20 protein-coding genes are annotated in these 22,227 nt (G+C 42.3%); 17 read left to right on the forward strand and 3 right to left on the reverse strand.

The features are described 5' to 3' along the window. Positions 1-208: 208 nt before the first annotated feature. A complete protein-coding gene (locus MH144_RS03155; RefSeq protein ID WP_239297622.1) occupies positions 209-970 on the forward strand; it encodes a pentapeptide repeat-containing protein in 762 nt (253 codons plus the stop codon). A 176-nt stretch (positions 971-1,146) separates the two neighbouring features. On the opposite strand, the gene MH144_RS03160 is transcribed toward MH144_RS03155, so the two are convergent. After that, positions 1,147-1,617 (reverse strand): ferritin-like domain-containing protein, encoded by a 471-nt coding sequence (locus MH144_RS03160; protein ID WP_239297623.1) that lies wholly within the window; start codon positions 1,615-1,617, stop codon positions 1,147-1,149. A 178-nt stretch (positions 1,618-1,795) separates the two neighbouring features. Here MH144_RS03160 and MH144_RS03165 point away from each other — a divergent pair, with 178 nt between their 5' ends. Both MH144_RS03165 and MH144_RS03170 read left to right on the forward strand, forming a co-directional pair. After that, entirely contained in the window at positions 1,796-2,419 is a 624-nt protein-coding gene (locus MH144_RS03165; RefSeq protein WP_239297624.1) for a histidine phosphatase family protein, read from the forward strand. Between the two features lie 166 nt (positions 2,420-2,585). Further along, a complete protein-coding gene (locus tag MH144_RS03170; protein ID WP_239297625.1) occupies positions 2,586-3,446 on the forward strand; it encodes a DUF421 domain-containing protein in 861 nt (286 codons plus the stop codon). Between the two features lie 63 nt (positions 3,447-3,509). Here the strand turns inward: MH144_RS03170 and MH144_RS31070 are convergent, their stop codons facing one another. Together MH144_RS31070 and MH144_RS03175 are read right to left on the reverse strand one after the other, a co-directional pair. Then, positions 3,510-3,782, reverse strand: coding sequence for a divergent polysaccharide deacetylase family protein (locus MH144_RS31070; protein ID WP_481857336.1), 273 nt, complete (start codon positions 3,780-3,782; stop codon positions 3,510-3,512). Between the two features lie 249 nt (positions 3,783-4,031). Next, complete coding sequence (locus tag MH144_RS03175; RefSeq protein WP_024630063.1) at positions 4,032-4,289, reverse strand: GlsB/YeaQ/YmgE family stress response membrane protein; 258 nt, start codon at positions 4,287-4,289, stop codon at positions 4,032-4,034. Positions 4,290-4,441: 152 nt separating this feature from the next. Here MH144_RS03175 and MH144_RS03180 point away from each other — a divergent pair, with 152 nt between their 5' ends. The 14 genes from MH144_RS03180 to MH144_RS03245 all read left to right on the forward strand — a co-directional run bounded on the left by MH144_RS03180 (position 4,442) and on the right by MH144_RS03245 (position 22,218). Continuing rightward, complete coding sequence (locus tag MH144_RS03180) at positions 4,442-5,149, forward strand: response regulator transcription factor (RefSeq protein ID WP_239297626.1); 708 nt, start codon at positions 4,442-4,444, stop codon at positions 5,147-5,149. 71 nt (positions 5,150-5,220) lie between these two features. After that, positions 5,221-6,573 carry a sensor histidine kinase gene (locus tag MH144_RS03185; RefSeq protein WP_239297627.1) on the forward strand — a complete coding sequence of 451 codons (1,353 nt, stop codon included), beginning with the start codon at positions 5,221-5,223 and terminating at the stop codon, positions 6,571-6,573. A gap of 104 nt (positions 6,574-6,677) precedes the next feature. Next, on the forward strand, positions 6,678-7,370 hold the full coding sequence (locus tag MH144_RS03190; RefSeq protein ID WP_239297628.1) for a hypothetical protein: 693 nt from the start codon (positions 6,678-6,680) through the stop codon (positions 7,368-7,370). A 188-nt stretch (positions 7,371-7,558) separates the two neighbouring features. Continuing rightward, entirely contained in the window at positions 7,559-8,140 is a 582-nt protein-coding gene (locus tag MH144_RS03195; RefSeq protein ID WP_239297629.1) for a hypothetical protein, read from the forward strand. Positions 8,141-8,450: 310 nt separating this feature from the next. Further along, on the forward strand, positions 8,451-9,386 hold the full coding sequence (locus tag MH144_RS03200) for an NADP-dependent oxidoreductase (protein ID WP_239297630.1): 936 nt from the start codon (positions 8,451-8,453) through the stop codon (positions 9,384-9,386). A gap of 452 nt (positions 9,387-9,838) precedes the next feature. Next, positions 9,839-11,578, forward strand: coding sequence for an ABC-F family ATP-binding cassette domain-containing protein (locus tag MH144_RS03205; RefSeq protein ID WP_239297631.1), 1,740 nt, complete (start codon positions 9,839-9,841; stop codon positions 11,576-11,578). Positions 11,579-12,005: 427 nt separating this feature from the next. Continuing rightward, entirely contained in the window at positions 12,006-12,317 is a 312-nt protein-coding gene (locus MH144_RS03210; RefSeq protein WP_239297632.1) for a hypothetical protein, read from the forward strand. A gap of 145 nt (positions 12,318-12,462) precedes the next feature. Beyond that, positions 12,463-13,650, forward strand: coding sequence for an NAD(P)/FAD-dependent oxidoreductase (locus MH144_RS03215; RefSeq protein WP_239297633.1), 1,188 nt, complete (start codon positions 12,463-12,465; stop codon positions 13,648-13,650). A 32-nt stretch (positions 13,651-13,682) separates the two neighbouring features. Next, positions 13,683-14,567, forward strand: coding sequence for an RNA polymerase sigma factor SigJ (gene sigJ, locus MH144_RS03220; RefSeq protein ID WP_239297634.1), 885 nt, complete (start codon positions 13,683-13,685; stop codon positions 14,565-14,567). Positions 14,568-15,113: 546 nt separating this feature from the next. Continuing rightward, positions 15,114-16,151: a LacI family DNA-binding transcriptional regulator gene (locus MH144_RS03225; RefSeq protein WP_239297635.1), complete on the forward strand. Its 1,038-nt coding sequence runs from the start codon at positions 15,114-15,116 to the stop codon at positions 16,149-16,151. Between the two features lie 138 nt (positions 16,152-16,289). Beyond that, a complete protein-coding gene (locus MH144_RS03230; protein ID WP_239297636.1) occupies positions 16,290-18,752 on the forward strand; it encodes a hypothetical protein in 2,463 nt (820 codons plus the stop codon). Positions 18,753-18,925: 173 nt separating this feature from the next. Beyond that, complete coding sequence (locus MH144_RS03235; protein ID WP_239297637.1) at positions 18,926-20,317, forward strand: extracellular solute-binding protein; 1,392 nt, start codon at positions 18,926-18,928, stop codon at positions 20,315-20,317. A 15-nt stretch (positions 20,318-20,332) separates the two neighbouring features. Next, positions 20,333-21,337, forward strand: coding sequence for a carbohydrate ABC transporter permease (locus MH144_RS03240; protein WP_239297638.1), 1,005 nt, complete (start codon positions 20,333-20,335; stop codon positions 21,335-21,337). Then, the gene (locus MH144_RS03245; RefSeq protein ID WP_239297639.1) at positions 21,337-22,218 is read left to right on the forward strand and encodes a carbohydrate ABC transporter permease; all 882 of its coding nucleotides are present in this window, start codon (positions 21,337-21,339) and stop codon (positions 22,216-22,218) included. The genes MH144_RS03240 and MH144_RS03245 overlap by 1 nt, the downstream gene beginning before the upstream one ends. Positions 22,219-22,227 lie beyond the last annotated feature (9 nt).

Raw genomic sequence — 22,227 nt, forward strand, 5'->3', positions numbered from 1 at the left:
ATTTACTAGTCCAGCATGTAATATTTCGGAAAGCCAGCTGTTGATAAAATAAAACAAACCGCCTTGTGTTGAAACACCCGACGGTTTGTATAGATTCTGCCAAAATAATATGTTATCTATAATTGCCTGTTAAACCTGAGATGATGGATCGAGAATTTCGGTTTTTAGTTATAGAGATTCTGAAGGAAGAAATGAAAGGGAGAGAAAGATGAGAAGACTCGAGTCCGGTATACCAATAGACAACGAATTATTTTTAGATATTGTCAGGTATGAACACGTAACACTAAGCGGAACGACCATAAAAAACTCGAATATTGGTTCACCCATATTTTGGAGCTGTACTCTGCATCATCTTGTATTTGACAACTGTGATCTTACAAATGCGAGATTTTTTGCCGGTAGTACGATTGAGCATTGTACATTTATTCGTTCTGACTTGCGCTCTATTGGCATTGCCAGAGGCGAAGCTGTTTTCACCAATTGCGAATTTTCTTCCTGCGATATGAGAGGCATGACCTTGGAGAATGCTACGTTTATCGACTGTATTTTTGTTAAATGTAGATTCAATGACCGGATTTTGCAAGCGGCGAATATCGTCAATTGTTCCTTTACCGGCAAGCTAGTGGATATTACATTTGAGGGAAATGGGAAACAAAAGCTAATCGCCAATTTTGAAAACTGCATCCTTGAAGGTGTTCGTTTTGTAAACTGTGACCTGACACAATGTATACCGCCAAAATCCAAAAACCATCTGTATGTTGAACAGGTATCCGCACGTGTGAAAAATGCGATGACGAAGATAGACGATGACCCTAATTTATCTGACGATGATCGAAAAGTACTTGTACGCAGTTTGCGCAAGCTTGAGCATATGGAACAATATATTTTCAACACGGTACATATGAAGAAAATGTATGGTGATGTTTTTGTTGAACGATTTTTAAGTAGTCTGGAGCTTAACAAAGCTTAAAAAACAGTTATGTGGGCCTCATTATAAGGAGTATATGACATAACGGTCCCCTCCAGGAGGTTTTTTATCTCACCAGGAGTACATGAAGGGCAGCTTCAGTACACCAAAGCTGACCTTCTCACATATTTTCATTAAATGTATTTTTTTACTTTGTATTTGTGATTTATTGATGTGTTTCATCTCGACAAGTTATACGTTATCAAATTGTTGTATTTATCAGCATGTTTTTGTTCGTCAAGTATAATTCCCCAGAGAGTATCCTTGTATATTCCATACGGAAGTCCAAACCAAATCCTTCTGTACTTTCCAACAGCTGCTAATTCACCTTCGAAAGCCCTTTGTAGTCCACTTATATAAGAGTTTATTGGAACATATTGTTCGCCACTCTCACCTGATACGTCTTGGCCCGTGAGATCTTTATACATTTGTCGAAACATCATGTTGTGTCCTCGTTCATCATTTCGTATTCCTGTAATAATTGTAGCTTGAGTTGAATTTGGAGCGAGAATGATAAGCTCATCGTAAAATAACTCATCATTTTTTTCACCTTGAACTGCTTCCCTGATTAAGTTAATGGCCTCTACCGTTGGGGTGGACCAAATAGGTGCGAAAGTGGACCTATAGTAATAAGGATATGTGTTATACATGTTAATCCCTCCGTAATTAATAATGGTCACTATATGTTCAAAAGCCCATTTAGGTTCAATTTATAAATTTTTTGATCCAGTCACTGTGTTTAGTTCAAAAAGGTGTTTTTATCCACTTTATACCTTGTATAACGTGAACTTGGAATGGAGACGGTATGAAGAAAAAGGTGGATAAGAAATGTATCGTTTGTTTATATCGTTAATCTGTCTATGTATGTTGGTTTCACCAGCGCATGCTTCCCCATCCTCTGAAGATGCAAGTTCTCTTATAAATGAACTCCGTAAAGGAGGGTATATTCTTTATGTTCGTCATGGGGAGGCGAATGTAGGAGAGGATCAACCTGGATTTAATCCGATGGATTGTTCCACCCAAAGGAACTTAAGTGTCAGAGGTAGAGATCAAGCAAATAAATATGGTGAAGCCATTCGAAAACTCAATATACCCATTACTCTTCCGGTAGAATCAGGTCCACTATGTAGAACTGTTCAAACTGCCGAAGCGGCATTCGGTACACAAAATGTAACTATTAAAGAATTTTGGTTGAATATATATGAGCTTAGCAAGAACATAGGTGCTGAAGATTCACAAAAAATACTTCAGGAATTTACCAATGATGTTGAACATGTACCACCTAATCATTCAAATAGAGTTATAATAGCTCACTCTTTTCCATCCGGTATTGGGCTAGGTAACATCCCATATATGGGGACGGTAGTAGTAAAACCGCTGGGAAATAACAGAGGATATGAGGTTATTGGAAGATTGGCCCTTGAGGATTTATTAATGCAAGCCAATATGTAGTTATCGGTAATTTTCTTTTCTTAGTGAATGGATGGTGACCTTGTGGGAAGGGAGAGCTTGGATATAGAAGTCTGGTGCCTTGCTTGTATACCGTATGAAATAGTGGTAATTATAACATTTAAAGAAAGACATATTACACAACGTTTAGCAAGAAAGGAACATCAACGTGCCAGAATGGTTAGAGGTTGTATTTCGAACGTTATCTGCCGTTACAATTCTGTTTATAATCACAAAAATTTTAGGCAAGCGTCAAATTTCTCAATTATCCTTGTTTGAGTATATAACAGGGATTACTTTAGGGAACCTGGTGGGGTATATATCATTAGACACAGATACCACTTGGTACTTAGGTTTCATCGCATTGTTTGTATGGGTAGTCGTGTCTACGGGAGCGGAATATTTAACGATGAAAAGTAAAAGGATCCGGGACATCGTGGATGGGAGATCAACGATTCTCATCGAAAATGGGACTGTAAATGAAAAAGCATTAGAGAAAGAGCGATTGACGATCGATGAATTTCTGGAGCAGCTTCGTAAGAAAGATGTGTTTCGCGTTGCCGATGTTGAGTTTGCAGTCATGGAACAGAGCGGAGATATCAGCGTCATGCTCAAAAAGGAGTATCAACCACTCACCGCAGATAGTTTAGGTTACCATATCTCATCCGAAGAAGAACCGAGAACAATCATTATGGACGGTCATATCTTATCAGATGTGTTAAAAACAGCAGAACTGAAAGAAGAATGGGTACGAAAGGAGCTCCGCAAACTTAATTTGACATTGGACCAAGTGTATATTGGTCAGATCGATAGTAAGGGAGAACTCTCCGTACAGACGGGTACAGAATCTTTCCCCAAACCTGCCAATTCAAGTCCGAAGGATCAAATTACGGAGTTAGTGAAACGACTACAGGATGATCTAATGATGCGTAAAGAGCTCGCTTCCAATGATAAGGATAGGCTTAAATATCAAGAAGCGTTAGATCAATTCAGAACGGTAATGCATGCATATCAGAATAAACAAACCTAGATGTTGTAATATAGTTTGACTTCACATCAAAATGCAAAAGCCCAAGCTTCGGCTTGGGTTTTGTTATCTGTTTTTGGAGGAAACTTGAGGTTTTGATGATGGTTTCGCGTTTAACTTCACCATTTCACTAATACTGATCGGCACTATGTTACCAGACCATTGAGGAACCATTGTTCTAATTACCTTTGCAGTCTTAAGTCCTGCATTTCCAACATGCCCGATGGTCACACATGTATCTTGTAACTCTAATCTCTTCTCAATGAGTTTCATTTGTTTGGTAATATGTTCGGTCGTATGGTTATCATCCAGAAAAATTTCATTCTCAATAAAAGGTATTTCTTTTACTGCAACAAAAAGAGGCCTCGCTCCTTACATACATCGAGAACGATGGACAAGATTTGCCGATTGGTGAACTTATTCAGAGATGAACGAGTACAATTAGGCTCCAAAAAAAAGGACCGTAAGTATTCATCTCCCATCGATGAATGATTCGGTCCTTTTATATTTATCCTGTACCTTCATACCTTTACAGCATCTTTATAAAAATATCCATTGAACGACGGTTACGGACTCCGCCTCTCTTTGTTAACGTCTTCGGAAGGCTCCGCCGCGTGCCAGAGCGAAGAAGATGAGCAGGGCAATAATCGAGCCAACAATAGCTGGAATAATATGAAATCCGCCAATCACTGGCCCTCTTGGTCCCAACAATTCTGTTCCTAACCAGGAACCGATAAAACCCGCAATAATGTTCCCAAGAACACCGCCCGGTACGTCTCGCCCAATCAAGTTGCCGCTTAACCAGCCAATAAGTCCACCAACAATAAGTACCCAGAGCAGATCCATGGATTGACACTCCTTTCTTCGGGTTTATTACAAGTTATGTTGGGGTCAGTGGAATATACCTCATCTTCCAGTTGGTGGAGGAATCTAAAGTGACTGTGCTAAGATGAGAATAAATGTTGATTCAAGCTGGACAAGGCTAGAGGGGGTGCACATTGAAGAAAATACTTGTTATTGACGATGAAGTCGCGATTAGAGATTTAATTGAGCTCGTACTGAGAAGAGAAAACTACGTCGTTCAAACGGCTGAAAACGGTAAGATAGCCCTGCAGCTTCTGGATGCTTTTGGGCCGGACCTGGTGGTGCTTGACTTGATGCTGCCTGACTGCTCCGGATATGATCTGTGCAAGGAAATCACCGGGAAACGTGCCGTTCCCGTGATCATGCTCTCTGCCAAAAATGAGGTAATCGACAAGGTGCTCGGACTAGAGCTAGGGGCGGAAGATTACATGACCAAACCCTTTGACAATCGTGAATTGCTCGCTCGAATCAAGGTGATTCTGAGAAGAAACGAGAGCAAGGAGGATTCAAGTGAAGGAACAGAAGTGAAATCTACACGCATCATTCATGAAGAGCTGACATTTGACCTGGAAAGCCGAAGGGTGCTGAAAAACGGTGTACCCGTTTCTTTAACGGCCAAAGAGTTTAAAATTCTGGAAACGTTACTCAGAAGGCCAGACAAAATCTTTACCCGGGATGAGCTGCTGCAGATCGGATGGGGATATGACTTTATGGGAGACAGTCGAAGTGTGGATATGACCATCATGCGATTACGGAAGAAGCTTGAGGATAACGCGGACGAACCGAAGTATGTCAGGACGATCTATGGATTTGGCTATCAACTTGGAGGTGGCGAGGGCTGAAGTATGCAACCCGGTTACTGCTGAATTATTTATTCTTTTCCGTGCTGTCCTTTGGCATCATCATTTTCGCGGTGAATAAAGCCATCGATTACTACAGCTTCATTACCATTGAAAAACAGATGATGGAGAAGGCGGATCTGTCCGAGTTGTCCTTCCGTGAGGTGTTGGCACAGCATAGATCATCGACAGGAGAGCCGCAGACAAAAGAAATCGTCAGACTTGCGCTGGAGAAGCTGAAAGCTTCAGGCAAGGAAGTGCGTATCTATGACAGCTCCAAGCAGCTACTAGGCTTGGCTGTGGATGGCATCATCATTAATGATGGCAAGCCTCTTATTTTCGAGAAGAATATTGAGAAAGCCCTGAGTGGCAGCTATGCCTACACCGTAACGGAAAACCATCTGCTTTATTTTGCCACGCCCATTCAGAATCAATTTTACGAAAATGCTTATGTGTATGAGTTCGTGGAGGACATTTCATACTTTTATGCAATCATGGATCAAATTCGTTACGTGCTGTTAGCGGGTGCAGGCGGATTTATTGTACTCATTACATTATCCAGTCTGTGGATTGCCCGCAACACAACCAAGCCAATTAAGCTTCTGCTTGGAGCAGTGCAAAGTTTCTCTAAACAAGAGTTTCGGAGAGTTCATCTTAACCGGAAGGATGAGCTGGGCATGCTGGCAGAAGGGCTGGATTCCATGGGGCGGCAGCTTCATGATTACATTGAGTACCAGAAACAATTTGTCTCTAACGTATCTCACGAGTTAAAAACACCCTTGGCAGCAATTCGCGGTTTCTCTCAATACCTGGTTGAAGGGGAGAGCGAGAACAAGGAACTGCAAAAAATCTATGCTCATCTGCTGCAGGAATCGGATCGGCTGACGCGCTTGATTAATGAACTCTTGCTGCTATCCCGATTCGACAAGGCTGGTTCTAACGAACTGGAAGCCCGGAAGACGGAAATGAACGAACTGATTCAGCAAGTCGCAACGAATATGAGTGCCAAGGCCAAAGATAAAGGTATCGAGATTATAGTCAGGGAGACGGAAGCGGAACCGCCGGATAAGCATCTGATGAGAGTCCACGCCAACGTAAATCCAATGCTGATGTCCCATGCAATAGCCAACCTTGTAGACAATGCCATCAAATATTCGGACAGTCCATCGCTAATCGAATTGAAGCTTACACATACGCCAAGCGAGGTAGTTATACGGATACGTGATCAAGGTATCGGCATCGCGGGCGATGAGCTGGAGAGAGTGCAGGAACGCTTTTACCGGGCGAAAAATGCAAGCACAGCGAACGGTTCAGGTCTTGGACTCTCGATTTGCAAAGAGATCGTAGAGCGATTTAATGGATATATCGATATGGAAAGTCAGATCGGGGAAGGAACGGCCGTTACGGTTGTGTTACCCCGTGCGTAAATAGTTAACGTTACAAGACTGATACAATTCTGTTATGAGACTAACAAATGCTTTTTTTATAATCACTTCATAAGAAGAAATCACACATTTATGGAGGGATCATGATGAAATTAAAAAACAAGTCTACAGCTGTTATCCTGCTTAGTATTATACTAACGATGGCACTGGCGGGCTGTCAGTCCAATGGTGCCCAGTCACCAGAAGCGGCGCAGAACGAGCAGGCCAAAGGCGAAGAAGCTTCCAATTCTACTACACCTACGTCAGAAAATTCCGAAGAACAGAGTAGTGAAGCGATTAAGGAAGGTTCGATGGAGAAGGAAGGAAATGTGGTGCTGAAGGAGCTTGCTTTTGTCTATAATGAGCACACCATTGCGATTTCCGATACAGCGAATGAAGATCAGATGGAACAGATGCTGGGTAAACCGGATAACCTGAAATCCCATACGTACACTGCCGACGATGGAACAAACATGGATACGTTAATCGGTTTTACAGAAAAGGTTTATACGTATCCTGGCCTGGAAATTAAAACAATCAGTATACCGGAGGGGAAACAAGACTCCATCTTTCATATCGAAATTACGGATCCTAAGTACGCAACAGTACGAAACATTAAAGCAGGAGACAGCCTGGATACACTCAAAAACGCCTACCCTGAGGGAAAACTGCTTGGTGATGGAGCCCCTGATGAGGAGGATGACTTCCGTTACGAGCCATCCAATTATGTGGATGTGATGTCGTTTCATATCAAGGATGTCAAGGTGGAGAGCATTCAGATCTACAGCCTTCTGGATTAATGTATAGTGATCGATGTTGGCAATCCTTTCATACGATTCACCTCTAATACCTGCCCTGGAGAGGGGCAGGTATTTTCTCGTTTAGTCTCGTAGGCATGTTAAAGCAACCATACTCACACAAAATACGTCTAAACAGTTAGGTTGGAAATTTCCGATTTTCCGAGGGGGTGATCCAAATTTGGAATAGAATGACTAAGACCTTGCTACCTTTTATATTCCTGCTCGCCACATGTTTTATGGCCGCGCCTTTAACTGTCAAAGCATGCTCTTGCGCTGAACCCCCAGGTATAGACGATCAATTAAATCGAAAAACAGCCATTTTTACGGGCAAATTATTGAGTTTGACAAAAGCAGTTGAAACAACAAGTTGGTCTTCCGCAGATCTTGTAAAAGCACAATTCGAAGTGACGATGGTTTGGAAGGGAGAACTGAATTCTCGAACAACTGTTTACACCGCATTGAGTTCTGAAAGTTGTGGATATGAAGGGTTTGAAGTGAATGAAGAATTTATCGTTTTTGCTTATGGAAAACTAGATCGACTTGAAACTGGTCTTTGTGAGGGAACTAAAAATCTCGAATCCGCACAAGAAGAACTTAAAGATTTGGGAACGGGGTATGTACCTTTGAAAACTAGCACTCAAGATAATCATCTAGAAATACATTCTGCTAACAATGAACTAAATAATCAATTCACAATCGATTTAGTTCTTGTACTTATTCTAACCTTGTTCATCTTGCTGGTGATATTTGTAAAACAGCAACGCAGATGACGTGGTTTATTCGGTTGTCATTTATTATTACAGTTGCGTGCAATATATAAATTCATTAAACTAGTTCGCTTAATAAAATCAAGAAATCATCAGGGACACATTTACAATAAGTACTTACTTTGAATAATCACTATTATATTTACACATAATTACTTGGATTTGCGAGGAAGAAGCAAATGTTCTTTGCATAATTTTATACTAGTTGTTAAAAAATAAGTAAGGACAAAAATAATGAACACGCAGGGGCTAGTTATAAATAATTGCGAATACCAGGTAAAAAACTATTAGCTTAAAGGAGTGTAAATAAACATTGAAAGCAGTTGTGATTAATCAATATGGGAGTAAAGAAGAGTTAGTTGAGCAGGAAGTGAATAAACCAAGGGCAGAAGCTAATCAAGTGGTTGTAAAACTAGAGGCAACATCGATTAATCCGATCGATTGGAAATTAAGAGAAGGTTACTTAAAACAAATGTTTGATTGGGAATTCCCTATTATCTTAGGCTGGGATGCTGCTGGAGTCATAACTGAAATTGGTTCAAACGTTTCGAAGTGGAAAGTTGGGGACCGAGTATTCAGTCGTCCTGAAACAACTCGTTTCGGTACATATGCTGAATATACAGCAGTTGATGAGCATCTACTGGCAAAACTGCCTGATTCCATCTCATATGAGGAGGCTGCGGCTGTACCTTTAGCTGGTTTAACGGCGTGGCAGGCATTGTTTACTCATGGGCATCTAAAAGAAGGTGAAACTGTACTTATTCATGCTGGTGCTGGTGGTGTAGGTATGTACGCCATTCAATTAGCTAAGTATGCTGGCGCTCATGTGGTTACAACAGCAAGTGAAAAAAACCATGAACTACTCCATTCATTAGGTGCTGATCAAGTCATTGATTACAAAAAAGAAAAATTCGAAGAGATTCTAAAAGATATAGATTTAGTATTTGACACGATGGGTGGAGAAGTAGCTGAGAATAGCTATAAGGTGCTTAAGCCTAATACCGGAAGACTGATTACCATTGTTGGTGAACCCAATCATGATACAGCTAAGTCTCACAATGTATCAGCAAAGGGGATTTGGCTACAGCCAGATGGTCATCAATTACAGAAAATTGCAGATTTGATGGAAGAGAAAAAGATTAAGTCGATTGTGGGGGCAACATTCCCGTTCAGTAGACAGGGGATTTATGATGCGCATGCTTTGAGTGAAACTCACCATGCTGTAGGTAAAATTGTAATTACATTTTAGTAAGAAGACTGGGAAAAACAATAAAAATTAAAATAGGCAGCTGTCATTTGGGCTTAAATTTTTGTAGACTTCCTCTTAGTGAGCGGAGTCTTTTTGCTGTATCCTATAGGCTTATATGTAAAATAAAACCAGAGTCTATACTTACATTGGAATCCAAATTTATTCACATTGAAGTGGATTTCTTACTTTTCATAATAGGCTGTGCCAGTTTCCCATAGGACGTTTTCGATACTATGCTTCAGTGGCTTTCCAAGCTGAAAGGCCAATCTCTTGGCTGTGATGTTCTGGAGATAAGCAGAAAAAGTCTAGGTGGTTGCTCCAAGAGCAACAAAAGACCCCTGAACATCGTTAAATGGATTGAACTAGTTGGTAAACAGTGTTACTCTGAAAGCCTGTGTTCAATAATATAATAAATATTAGTCACCATTTTGGTTAGAAAGAAAGGTAACACTATGATAAAAGTTGAAAACTTATCCTTCTCATTTCCGCAAAAAGAACTATATAACAACATTTCATTTACGTTAGAAGAGGCACAACATTGCGCTTTTATAGGAACAAGTGGCAGTGGGAAAAGTACACTGGTCGATATACTGATCGATCCGGAAAGATATTTGTTCGAGGGTAAGTTAGAGATAGATCCGGATTGCAGAATTGGATATGTCAGTCAGTTCTCGCAAGTCGACAAAACGAAAGAAATAACCGTATTCGAATATATCGGAGAAGAATTCATCAAGCTACAAGATGAGATCACAGCCCTGTATGCGGAGATGGCCACCACGTCTGATATGGATTCTCTGCTGGAGAAGGTTCAATCGGCTTTGGATGCATTCGAATCGATGGATGGGGATAATTTCGAAAACACCATTAATAAGCAGCTAAACCTGGCGAACCTCATGAAGCTCAAAGATCTTAGTATATCCGACGTAAGTGGTGGGGAATTCAAACTGATCCAAGTGATGAAGGAAATGCTTAATCGCCCAGACTTAATGATTATGGATGAACCCGATGTATTTTTGGACTTTGAAAACCTGAATTCGCTTAAAAAATTGATTAATTCCTACAAGGGAATGCTGCTGGTTGTTACGCACAACCGATATCTATTGAATCATTGTTTCAACAAAATTATCCACCTTGAAAATACGGAAATCCAAGAGTTTGACGGGCGATATATCGAGTACAACTTCTCGCTGCTTCAGACTAAGATCGAGCTGCAAGAAATCGCAGTTGCTGAAGCTGAAGAGATTGAGAGATACGATCACATCATCGACAATCTCAGAGAGATCGCCACATATAATTCGGAAGCCTCCAGAGGCAGAGCGTTAAAAGCCAGAGTCAAGTTTCAAGAGAGATTGGAAGCACGTCGAATAAAAGAGCCATTTGTCGATATTAAGCAGCCGAATATCCGTTTTGATATCGATAAGGAAATTGAAGACACCGTTGTGGTTAAAGTCAATAATTATAGCGTTTCCTTTGACGAGTTGCTTTTGGAAAATGTGAACTTCGAGATCAATTCGACAGATAAAGTAGCCCTGATCGGTCCAAATGGTACCGGGAAAACGACTTTGCTCCGTGAAATCTATAAAAACAATCAGGATTCCATTGAAATAAATGATGATGTTAATGTGGCTTATTTATCTCAGCTTCAAGGTGAAATGCTAAAAGATTCGAATACCATACTACATGATTTCATAGATGCCGGGTTTAATACGTATGATGAGATTAGATCGCATCTTACAAGTTATGGCTTTGAAGGAGAAATCCTTGATCAAAAGATTGAATCATTATCTGGTGGAGAAAAAAACATGCTCCAACTGGCTAAAGTTTCTGCCAGTCAAGCGGGCGTGTTGCTTCTTGATGAACCGACAAGCCATCTAGACACTTACTCACAAATTGCACTGGAGAAAGCCATCGAGGACTATAAAGGTGCGATTCTCATGATTTCTCATGATTTTTATTCTGTTGTAAATGGTATGGATTATGTTTTAATCATTGACGATAAAACGATTAGCAAAATGAGTATGCAAGAATTTAGACAGATGATTTATGCTAGTCATTTTAATAAAGATTATTTAGAAACTGAACAACAGAAAAAATCAATTGAAATGAAAATAGAATTGGCTTTAAAAGATACTAATTTTGAACTTGCCAAAGTATTGGTTGATGAGTTAGAAGAGTTAATTAAGTTGCTTTAGGATTGCAACTTTCTGATTGAATTGTTATAAGGGAATAAAGTAAGTTACAGCGGTTACGGTTGAACTAAATCATTCTGCGTTCTACGGTGATACATGATGAAGGTGAATAAATATGTGGCTGAAAGACACTGATGAAGAACATCAGTGTCTCTTTACCTTTCAGTCGTGTTGACGATACCTCATCAAATCCTGACTACGTTTAAGGACATCCATAATTTAAGAGTGGCTTTTGAGCGGTAGAGCCAAGCCAGTTGCCTAAACAAGCTGGAAAACCTCATGAAGAAGCTGACGTGGTCAGCATTATCAAGGTGAATGCGGATGAAAAAATATTTCTTCTAAGAAACTGCATGGAAAAGGACTTTGTTATATACATAAGATCAAAATATAATGGACGTGGGTGATTGGTCTGACAATTGCTGCAATGATCATGGAGCCAAAGGGTAAAGAGAGTTTTTATGTCCCAGTATCGACGGAAGCATTCTTCAAAAGATGCTGGGAGCCTGGAATTAAAGCTTTGGAATTAGAATTGATTTCTCTCTTTCCTGATCCTGGCGTTGATTTAGATAAAAAGCATCTTCCGAAGTTATTGAATGAACTTCATTTATTAAAGGACTGGGCTGAGACTGGACGGCATTTAAACGAAAATGATTCTGAACATCTAATCAATCGAATTAGCATTCTTCAAGAGAAAATGCATGAAGCATTTCTCGATGAGAATGTCATAATTTTTATAGGATAAACGAAATCATGAAAATAGGGGGAGATAGAACGGTTACCGCCACTTCAGCTCGTAGTTCTCTAGAAGTTGTAACTTTCTATGGTCCCATGTCACATTAGAAGCCGCTATCTCGTTCTATATGCAAACTATAGAAGGAGTAGATGCTATGAGAACATTGACTTGCGTCGTCATTGGTGCCGGGTATGCGGGAATTCATGCCGTTAAGGAAATCAGAAAATTGTTCAAGGGTCAAGTAAGTATGTATCCGCTGCGACTTGTCTTAATTGACAAAAACTCTTTCCATTTGCGGAAAGTACTCATGTTTAGACCTGCCGTTACGAATGAAGACATACGAATCCCATTGACTACGTTGTTTCCAAACGGAGTTGAAATGGTTGAGGCAACCGTCTCAAACATCATAGCGGAAGAGAAGAAGCTGCTGTATGTGGATTCTTTAGGTGCCGAGAACGAGTTGAACTACGATTTGCTCGTGGTGACCGCGGGCAGTGTAATCCGGTGTCCGGAACCTGAACAGGGTGGCACTGCACTCACCTCATTAGAAAATGCGCAAGAGATTCGAAGTTTGTGGCTTACTAATCTAAAGCAAGCCGCTTCTGAAAATAAACCAAGAGAACGTGAGCGATTAATGCATGTCGCGATTGCAGGAGCTGGTATTAGTGGTATAGAGACTGCTGCTGAGTTTGCATATTACGCTCGCAAGGATGCAAAACAACTGGGACTTGACCCCCAAGCCGTAAAAATTACTCTGTACAATGCACATCAACGTCTATTTCTAGACGGTCCTGCTAAAGTAGGAATGAAACTGGATCAATTACTTCAAGACATCGGAATTAATACCATGCATGATAAACGTGTCATTAAGGAAAAAGACGGCGTTGTATGGTTTTCAAATGGCGAAAAGCAGCCTATAGGCTTGTGCATCTGGACGCTTGGGCTGCTGCCTAATCCGATGTTATCTGCCATGGGATTGCCTGTTACCACCCAAGGGTATGTGCACGTTGATGTCAGTTACAGGGTAGCTGATATGACGGGTGTATATAGTATCGGTGACTGTGCCAGAATCGTGGACCCCATTAACGGGCATGTCGATGGCAAGACGTGCAAGGAAGCGATTCCTCAAGCGGCTCGGCTTGCCAGAATTATGCTAGCAGATCTTGAAGGACGCCAAGCGCCAGTTCATGAAAGCTATATGAAATCCTTCAGCATCGGGCTAGGTCCTGACAAAGGGTTAACCTGGGTGAACAAATGGGGTCTCGATTTCGTCGTCACAGGTAAATTAAGCTGGAAAATAAAAATGTATACTTGGGATACAGCTAGTATGTTAACGAATTGAATAAGAATGGGGACGGAGAAGAGGTGGTGACGTTGGAGGAGCTATACAGACAATATAAAAAGTTGTTGCTCACACTGGCTTACCAGATGACAGGAACATGGTCCGATGCGGAAGACGCTGTACAGGACGTTTTTATGAAAGTTTGCAATGGTAACCCGGCTGGTTTGACCGAAGAACCAAAGGCGTATTTGTGTAAAATGGTCGTCAATCGCTGCCGTGACCTCTATAAATCAGCTCGTCGGCGGAGGGAACGCTACGTCGGAGAGTGGCTCCCCGAACCCGTTCCGACTTCAGAAGACGATCCGCTCAATTTCCTAGTCCGTGATGAGCTGCTATCCTATGCAGTCTTGGTACTGCTAGAGAAGCTTTCTCCAGTAGAAAGGGCAGTGTTCGTATTACGCGAGGCACTTGGTATCGAGTATGTCGGTATTGCCAAGATCATTGGTAAAAGCGAAGTGAACTGCAGGAAGATTTTCAGTCGGGCAAAGGAAAAGATGGGTATCAGTGGGGAACAGCGGAATGTAACCGAGACGGATAGAGAGGCGTGGGTTCGCAAGTTCGTTTCCGCGCTAGAGCAAAACAACACAGAGCAGGTTATTTGTATGCTAGCCGACGATGTTGTGCTTATCTCCGATGGGGGAGGAAAGGTCCTGGCCGCTATTCGACCAATCACATACCGCGATGCCGTTGCCAAATTCCTTTTTGGTACATTCCATAAATCATCCCAACATGAGGGCGGTATTCAGTTAGAGATGAGCGAGATCAACGGTCAAATCGGACTCGTTATCCGTTTGAATGAGCAAGTTGATACGGTAGCGCTAATTCATGGCGAAGGATACTCAATTCACCACATTTATCTTATCCGAAATCCAGAAAAACTTAGATTTTTTAACTTATCTGGGGTTTATGAAAAGTAGCCAGGCACAAAATAAGCAAGAGCAATGATTCAAATTAACGACTAGGATGGAGCTGTCGGCGGATCGGCAGCTTCATTGCATTAACGTGAATTGGAAGAGAAAGCTTCTCAAATAAAAAAACAAACTTAGCGTCCATTTTGATATGGCCGAGAGGATAAAACATATTCCATTTTCGATTAGATAATTATCTTAGTGTGAGTAGTGGGACTCTTATGAGCGACTAACAGGCAAAGGATGAAGAGACCACTCTGAGGATAGCCACGAGCAATCACTTTCCTCTTTGAGTTCTACTTATCTCAATGCGGCTTTGTGTTTAATAAACTGTTATGCTCAGTAGGTATGGGGCTGTAACGCTAATATTAGTCTAATAAAAGAGATTATTAGTCATGGTATAATCAAAGCTAGAGCGTAAAAAAATGTGGAAGTAAAATCCAAAATAACGATTGCTAAATCAGTGAATGTAAGGTAAGATTCAACTATCAAATTTTATCTAAACGTTTAAACAGCTAATGAACGATGGTTCGTATGCTTAGACAGGAGTGACCTATGAGAAAAACCAGCATAAAGGACATCGCACTTAGGGCTAATGTTTCTATCGCTACTGTCTCCTATGTACTTAACGGCACACGCAATGTCCGTCCCGAAACGCGCAGAAGGGTCCAGGAGGCCATCGGAGCATTGAATTACAAACCAAACGAGATTGCTAAAAGCCTCAAACGAAACCGTACCAACACCATTGGTGTTATTACGGAGGATGTGACTGTATTTAACGCTCCGGATATTATCGATGGTATTAACGACTTCGGAGACCGTCACGACCTTCATATTCTGCTGGTTAACCTTAGGCTCGACAAACGAATCGGCCGTAATTTTCAAGACGTCGAGGCTTACCGCAAGTATGCATCCAGTGCTGTATCTGAACTGCTTGGTAAACAGGTAGATGGTATCATCTACATTGGAGTACACACTCGCGACTTGACAGGACTGATCAATGTTGAAGGTAAACCGATTATCTACACCTACGGTTATACCCAAGAAGATATTTCAATTCAGTATAATGATGAACAGGCATCTTATGAAGCGATGTCGTACTTGGTACGAATGGGACACAGTCGCATCGCCATAATTAGCGGCTTAATGGATTCAATCCCTTCAAGGCGCCGATTAAACGGTTATTACAAAGCAGTTACCGATTTTGAATTGCCGTTTGACCCTTCCATGATAAAGATGGGGGATTGGGAAAGAGATTCTGGCTACAGGTACGCTAACGAGTTACTCGATATGGACAATCCGCCGACTGCGATCCTGTCCATGAACGATGTTATGGGCGTTGGGATTCTTCAGGCCGTGAAGGAAAAGGGACTTAGCGTTCCTGATGATATTTCTGTAATTGGTTTTGACGATAGGGAATTTAGCGATTACCTAAGTCCACGTCTGACAACAATGGGATTACCGCTTCATGAGATGGGATATTTAGCGATTGAAACCCTTTACCGCCTGATTAATGGAGAAGATGTTCAAAACCTAACCATGCCGGAATGCTGCTTGATCGAGCGCGATTCTGTTCGGAAACTGGATGCTTAAAAGCTAATAGAAGCATCCAGTTTCCATACATAAAACAAACGCAGGTAGGCTTCGCAATACCATAGAGGAATTTAAGTTTCTCTTTTCAAAACAATTTAAACGTTTAACTTAATTTTGATCGATGAAAGGGTGATCTGGATGACCATTCTTAGTAATGAGAAATATAGAATCGAGTTTGGTGAACGTGGTACTGTTCAGTCATTGGTGATGAAAGATGATCCGCATGAGATGAATTGGGTAGTGGATCCTCATTATTTACGAGAGGTTGGGTTTCAAGATGGTGAGGATAAGCTCTTTGGAGAATGGAGTTTGCAGTTGAATGATAGGTTTGTTCAAAGCTCGATGTTGGAGCCAGCTATTACGAAACATAGCACACAACATGTTACCGTTGAGTTCAAAGATCTACAGGTCAAGATCTCATTTTCATATTTACTCGAAGGCGATCAACTCCGCTGGGGTATCGAACTAACCAATGAATCGGATGAGAGGGTTAAAATTCAGGGATTGCATGTCTGGTTTTCTCTCGCCTACATTATGTTTCGAACGCAAGATGTGTACCGTAACATGCAAGAATCTTGTGCCGTATTTTCACACATCGGGGGGGACTTTGCCAAATTTGCTGCTGTACGACGAAGTAACGAAGGTCCTCATCTGGGAATTTACACGCTTAGAGGAACAACATCAACCTTGGGTTCTCTTTGCCGGTATTGTAACCGATTTCTAGAGCAGGTTTCTCCTTCTTTGGACGGCTTGTTATACCATAGGATCTCTTTGGTGGAGGATGGGACCTCATTGAAAGAATTGGTACCTACCGATTGGATTTATGATGACGCTTACAAATCTCTATCGTTAAAGCCTGGGCAATCTGAAAATTGGGAGTACGGATTTTTGTCATTCCAGAACCTGGCTGACTTCTACCACCAAGGCAAGTCTCTCGGACATCCTCACTGGAGCTTTACACCCGTTGTGCCTGTAGGAGGACAATTCACAGCCTCAGTCCGTTTGCCTAGGGAACATGAAATTAAGACGTTAATGCTATACAGTGCACCTGGAAACATGAATGACATCGTTAAGCAGGATATCACAACACTACTGATTCCTTCAGGGAAGTCTATTTCACGGGACGTTGACTCTCATCAAACTAGCAATCCCATCGTTGAACAGGAGTTCATAGTAACCTTACCCGCTGACGTACCGGGAGAACGTAAACTGGAGTTGATACTCAAGGACGGACGTCGTGACATGCTGGTTTGGAATGTCCTTGAACCCGTGCATATCTTGCTTGAAAAGCGAGCAGAATGGCTGGCAGTAAATAGCTATGAAGGCAGGGAGGCAGCGGAGAGGCCTCATGCGTTCCGTCCGTTATCTAACCAAGGTGAGTCACTGGGAAAATTGGCATTTCTATTGCTGAAAAATCGGATGTCTTCACCTGTTCCCGAGCAGATTACGAAGGCGGAAGCAGCTGCGGTGCTAGATATGAAGGTGCATTGGTTCATAGATGGTGATTTGTCCAGGCCGCGACCTTTGTATGGTAACTTTTATCGTATCTACGATTTCGATTATATTGCGCACGTTTTTTATCTATTATCACAAATGGATGAAGAGCTGCTTCATCTACATTCTCCTTCCGAGTATTTGAAATGGGCCGCCGAAGTGATGTGTTTGCGACTTGATCCAGATTGTCATTCAGGTCAGCGAGAAAAGGATGAATCGCGTCTAAATGGTGTGTTTATTCTGTACATACGTGAACTACTACAAGCGTTGAAAGACAAAGAATATGCTGAATTACACAACCGACTACGACAGCTATGGGATCGCTTTGGGCGGGAAATGGAAATTGGTGTTCGGCACTACGGCGGAGCCGTTACAGAACACTTTTATGATAATGCAGGATTTGGTCCAACGTGCACAGCCTTATGTTTTCTTGGGCATGTTGACGAGGCTTCACAATATGGTCAGCTTATTTTGGCGAATATCGGATTCAGCAACGACTATAGGCTGCAGAATCCGGATCGATGGTGGGAAGCACTGTCCCCAATGATTCATTCCTTATGGGGCGGATTAGCAGCATCATCGGCACTTGTTGCATATGAACATCTCGGTGATCCGGAATATCTGGAAGCAGCTTATCGCTCTACCATGGCAATCTTTCATTGTTATGACTGGAATGTAAGATCTACCCCGCGAAGGCTGGAGCAAGGTGAAGCCGCATCGACGTATAGTGTATCTGCACCCAACTTGAACATGCCGGCGTTATCGCGTAATCGTTTTGGACAATCGGTATTCGTGGGAGCAGACGATCCACTGTTTGCCGCCTTGTTCTCCGATGTATCGGGGGATGACTGGGATATGGGTGAAGAATTAGTAGCTTATTTGCTGGGGTTTGGAACGACGACGTACCTCTATCGGGATGCAGAAGGCACTTTAAAATGTGTCAACGGATTCGTCACAGAAGAGCATGATGGTTGGACCGTGAAAAGTTATGCGGCGTATCCGTCTAGGTACGTATTCCGTGAAGAAGACTTAGAGTTCAGAGCTCCACAAGGAACTTTGCAAAAGAGCATTCGCCTGGAACATGGAAAGTTTTCCGCTTGTCTATGACCCGTCTACAAACTTGGCAGTACCATTCGTTCTAAAACAGAAAATATATAGGCTTTGGCCAAAAAACAGCAATCGTATAATTATCCGGATATGAAAAAAGACCAAGTTTTTAAGTTAAACGATTAAATTCGTTGACTTGAAATAAATAGCATTGAAAAAGGGAGGAAACAAACATGAGGTTCGGTAAGCGCAAGTTGATTCTGTCTCTCGCATTAACCTTGGCTTTCTCCACGCTAGCAGGTTGTTCCGGCAATTCGGACACTTCCGGCAATGCCAAAAATGCAGCAGCGGGCGACGGGGATACGTCCGCTGGGGGCATCACCCTTGAGTTGTTGTATTGGGGAGATGACGTACAGAAGCAACTGGTGGAATCCGCTGCAGAAAAATATACGGCGGACACCGGGGTGAAAATTAATGCACAGGTGTTGCCGGCAGACGGCACATTCGACACCTTCATCCAGACGAGGCTACAATCCGGAGAACTGCCAGACATCAGTTACATGGGGGAAGCTGACATTCAAAAGTATAATGAGATGGGCATCTTAGAGGACATTTCCGACCTGCTTGCGGATGGAAGCATTCCGGAGAAACTTCCTGCAATCACTATCCAAACACCTGAACAGAAAGTGATTGGTGTAGGCTTGTCCAACCAAATGGAACTGTTGTTCTATAGCAAATCGAAATTTGATGAGGCAGGCGTTTCATATCCACCTACCAAGGTTGAAGAAGCCTGGGATTGGGATACCTTTGTTGCCAATGCTAAGAAGCTAACCAAGGATTCGAGTGGTAAGACAGCCGCCGATGCTGGATTTGACGCTGCACTGACGGAGAACTATGGTCTAGGTTTTACAGCAGGACGTGAATTTCATCATTTCTGGGCAGCGAACGCTAATGGAGGAGGCATTGTATCCCCGGATGGAAAAGAGTTTCAATGGGATTTGCCACAAACGACAGAAGGTATTCAAAAACTGGCTGATCTTGTGAACAAAGACAAAGTTGCTTCTGCCTTTAGCTACACTTGGAGTACTGGAATAGGCTCTGCTGTGGATGCGTTAAGTGGGGGTTACGCTATGGCTGTGAGCGGATCCTGGGATTTAGCTAATATCAAAGGCAATGAGGATATTGGCGTAGGTGTGCTCCCGAAAATGGAGAAAGCAGTGACCATGAATGCTGGAGCTCCACTCGTAGTGTACAACACTTCCAAACATATCGAGGAAGCCAAAAAATTCTACGCTTATATGGTTAACCCAGAAAATAGCCTAGATCTGCTGAAAAGCGGAGCATGGCTGCCGAATCAGGCGGACTGGTATACAGATCCAGCTTTAATTGATCAATGGACTGCTGATCTGCCCGCTAGCGCAAAGGAAACCATCCTTAGCTATGCTACGACCGAGGGTGCCATTGTCCAATGGCCAGCGTATTATGTTCCTGCTTATTTAAAAATGAACACAGAATACGAAAAGTCGATTGACCAGGCATTATCCGGCCAGAAAAGTGTCAAAGAAATTTATGATGCCATTATGCCGGCAATCAAGTCGCTGTGGGAAAGCGGCAAGGTTTCCTAATCATAGGAAGGAAGTTTGAATTCGAAAAGAGAGGCTATGCTCATGAATCCAGAACGCAAAATCGGTTCGAAAACCGTTTCTGCCAGAAAAATTGCAAAAGGTGCCACCAAAGAGGCCATTGCCGGATATCTATTTGCTGCCCCAGCCATTATCGGATTTTTGGTGCTGACGATGTACCCCATGCTCGCCAGTTTATATTACAGTTTTCATAAAATTACGATTATGAGCGGCAGTCAGGTCATGGAATGGATTGGGCTAGATAACTTCAGATATATTTTCAGCAATCCGAGCTCTGAATTTAAAAAATCGATTACGGTTACGCTGGTTTATTCCTTTGTAAACGTTGCGCTCGTTATCGTGTTCTGCCTGATCGTTGCTTTGCTGCTGAACCGTAAGTTTATCGGGAGAAATTTGCTAAGAGCTATCTTCTTTCTGCCATCCGTCATACCGATGCTAGCGACAACGATAGTATGGCAGATGCTATTACAAAACCAGGCCAAAGGCGGGCTCGTCAACTGGGTTCTACTACAAATGGGCATTGCGCCATGGGATTTTCTCAACGACCCACTTCGGATTTTCTACACTTTATTTATTATGAGCTTGTGGACATGCGGCGGGACGATTGTTGTATTTATCGCTACGTTGCAGGACGTCCCAGGAGAATTGCTGGAGGCCGTAGAGATGGACGGCGGCAACGCCTGGCACAAGTTTTTGAAAGTTACTTATCCAACGATTAAACCCGTACTCTTCTTTCAGCTCATCATGTGTATGATGACGTCAATCCAGATTTACACCCAAAGTGTGGTGTTATCGAGAAACGGCGCACCTGACCGAATGACATACTTTATCAACGTTATGATCTACGACCATTCTTTTGTACAAGTGGGGATGCGAGGTTTAGCATCGGCGGAAGCTTGGATCGTATTTCTGATCACTTTGGTGATTACGGGCGTGTTGTTTTACTTTCAAGGCGCGCTCAAACGTGATGATGCTATGGGTAAACGAAAGTGGGTGAGATGATGGAAACGGTATCTGCACCGATGAAATATACGAGCATCAAGCAGTCCAAAAACCGAAGAAGAGCGATTCATTTCGGCTTGATTGTGTTATCTCTCCTGCTTGCCTTAATTTTTGCTTTTCCATTGTACTGGCTGTTACGCGGGGCAATGGTGAGTCATTCGGAAATATTGGCCAGACCACCTGTATTTTTTCCGAAGGAGCTGGGATTTGAGAATTTCAGACTAGGACTGGAACGGATTCAGTTCTGGCGGCAGCTATGGAATTCGGTCTCCATCGTTGTTCCGTATGTCATTGGCACCGTTATCACGACCAGCTTTGCAGCATACGCGTTTGCCAAATTACGTTTTCCCATGCGCGGCGCCTGGTTTGTTCTTGTTATCAGCAGTATGATGCTACCTAGTGCAGTTACATTGCTTCCACAATTTTCGTTATATACATCGCTTGGGCTTGCAGGCAAACCTGCTCTTATTATTCCAGCCTTTTTTTGCGCAGGCGGCAATGCATATTTCGTTTTTCTGCTCAGACAATTTTTTATGACAATCCCTGCTGAACTGAGTGAAGCGGCTAAAATTGACGGCGCAGGTTATTTCCGCATCTATTACCGGATCATGCTGCCTCTCATTCGCCCTGCCATGATCGTTGTTGCCCTATTCAGTTTCATCAATTGTTGGAATGAATTTTTCTATACCATGATTTATCTGAAGACCGAGGCCGATTATACCTTGCCTATGGGCTTGTACATGGTGAACGGAATGCGTATTCCAAACTATGAGCAGGTCATGGCGCTTGCACTCATCGTAACACTTCCCTGCCTGGTGTTTTTCCTGATCGGCAACAAATATTTCGTAGAAGGCATTACGTTGACGGGAATTAAAGGTTAATAAGGAGGA

This window comes from Paenibacillus sp. ACRRY (genome assembly GCF_022346995.1).
GTDB lineage: Bacteria > Bacillota > Bacilli > Paenibacillales > Paenibacillaceae > Paenibacillus.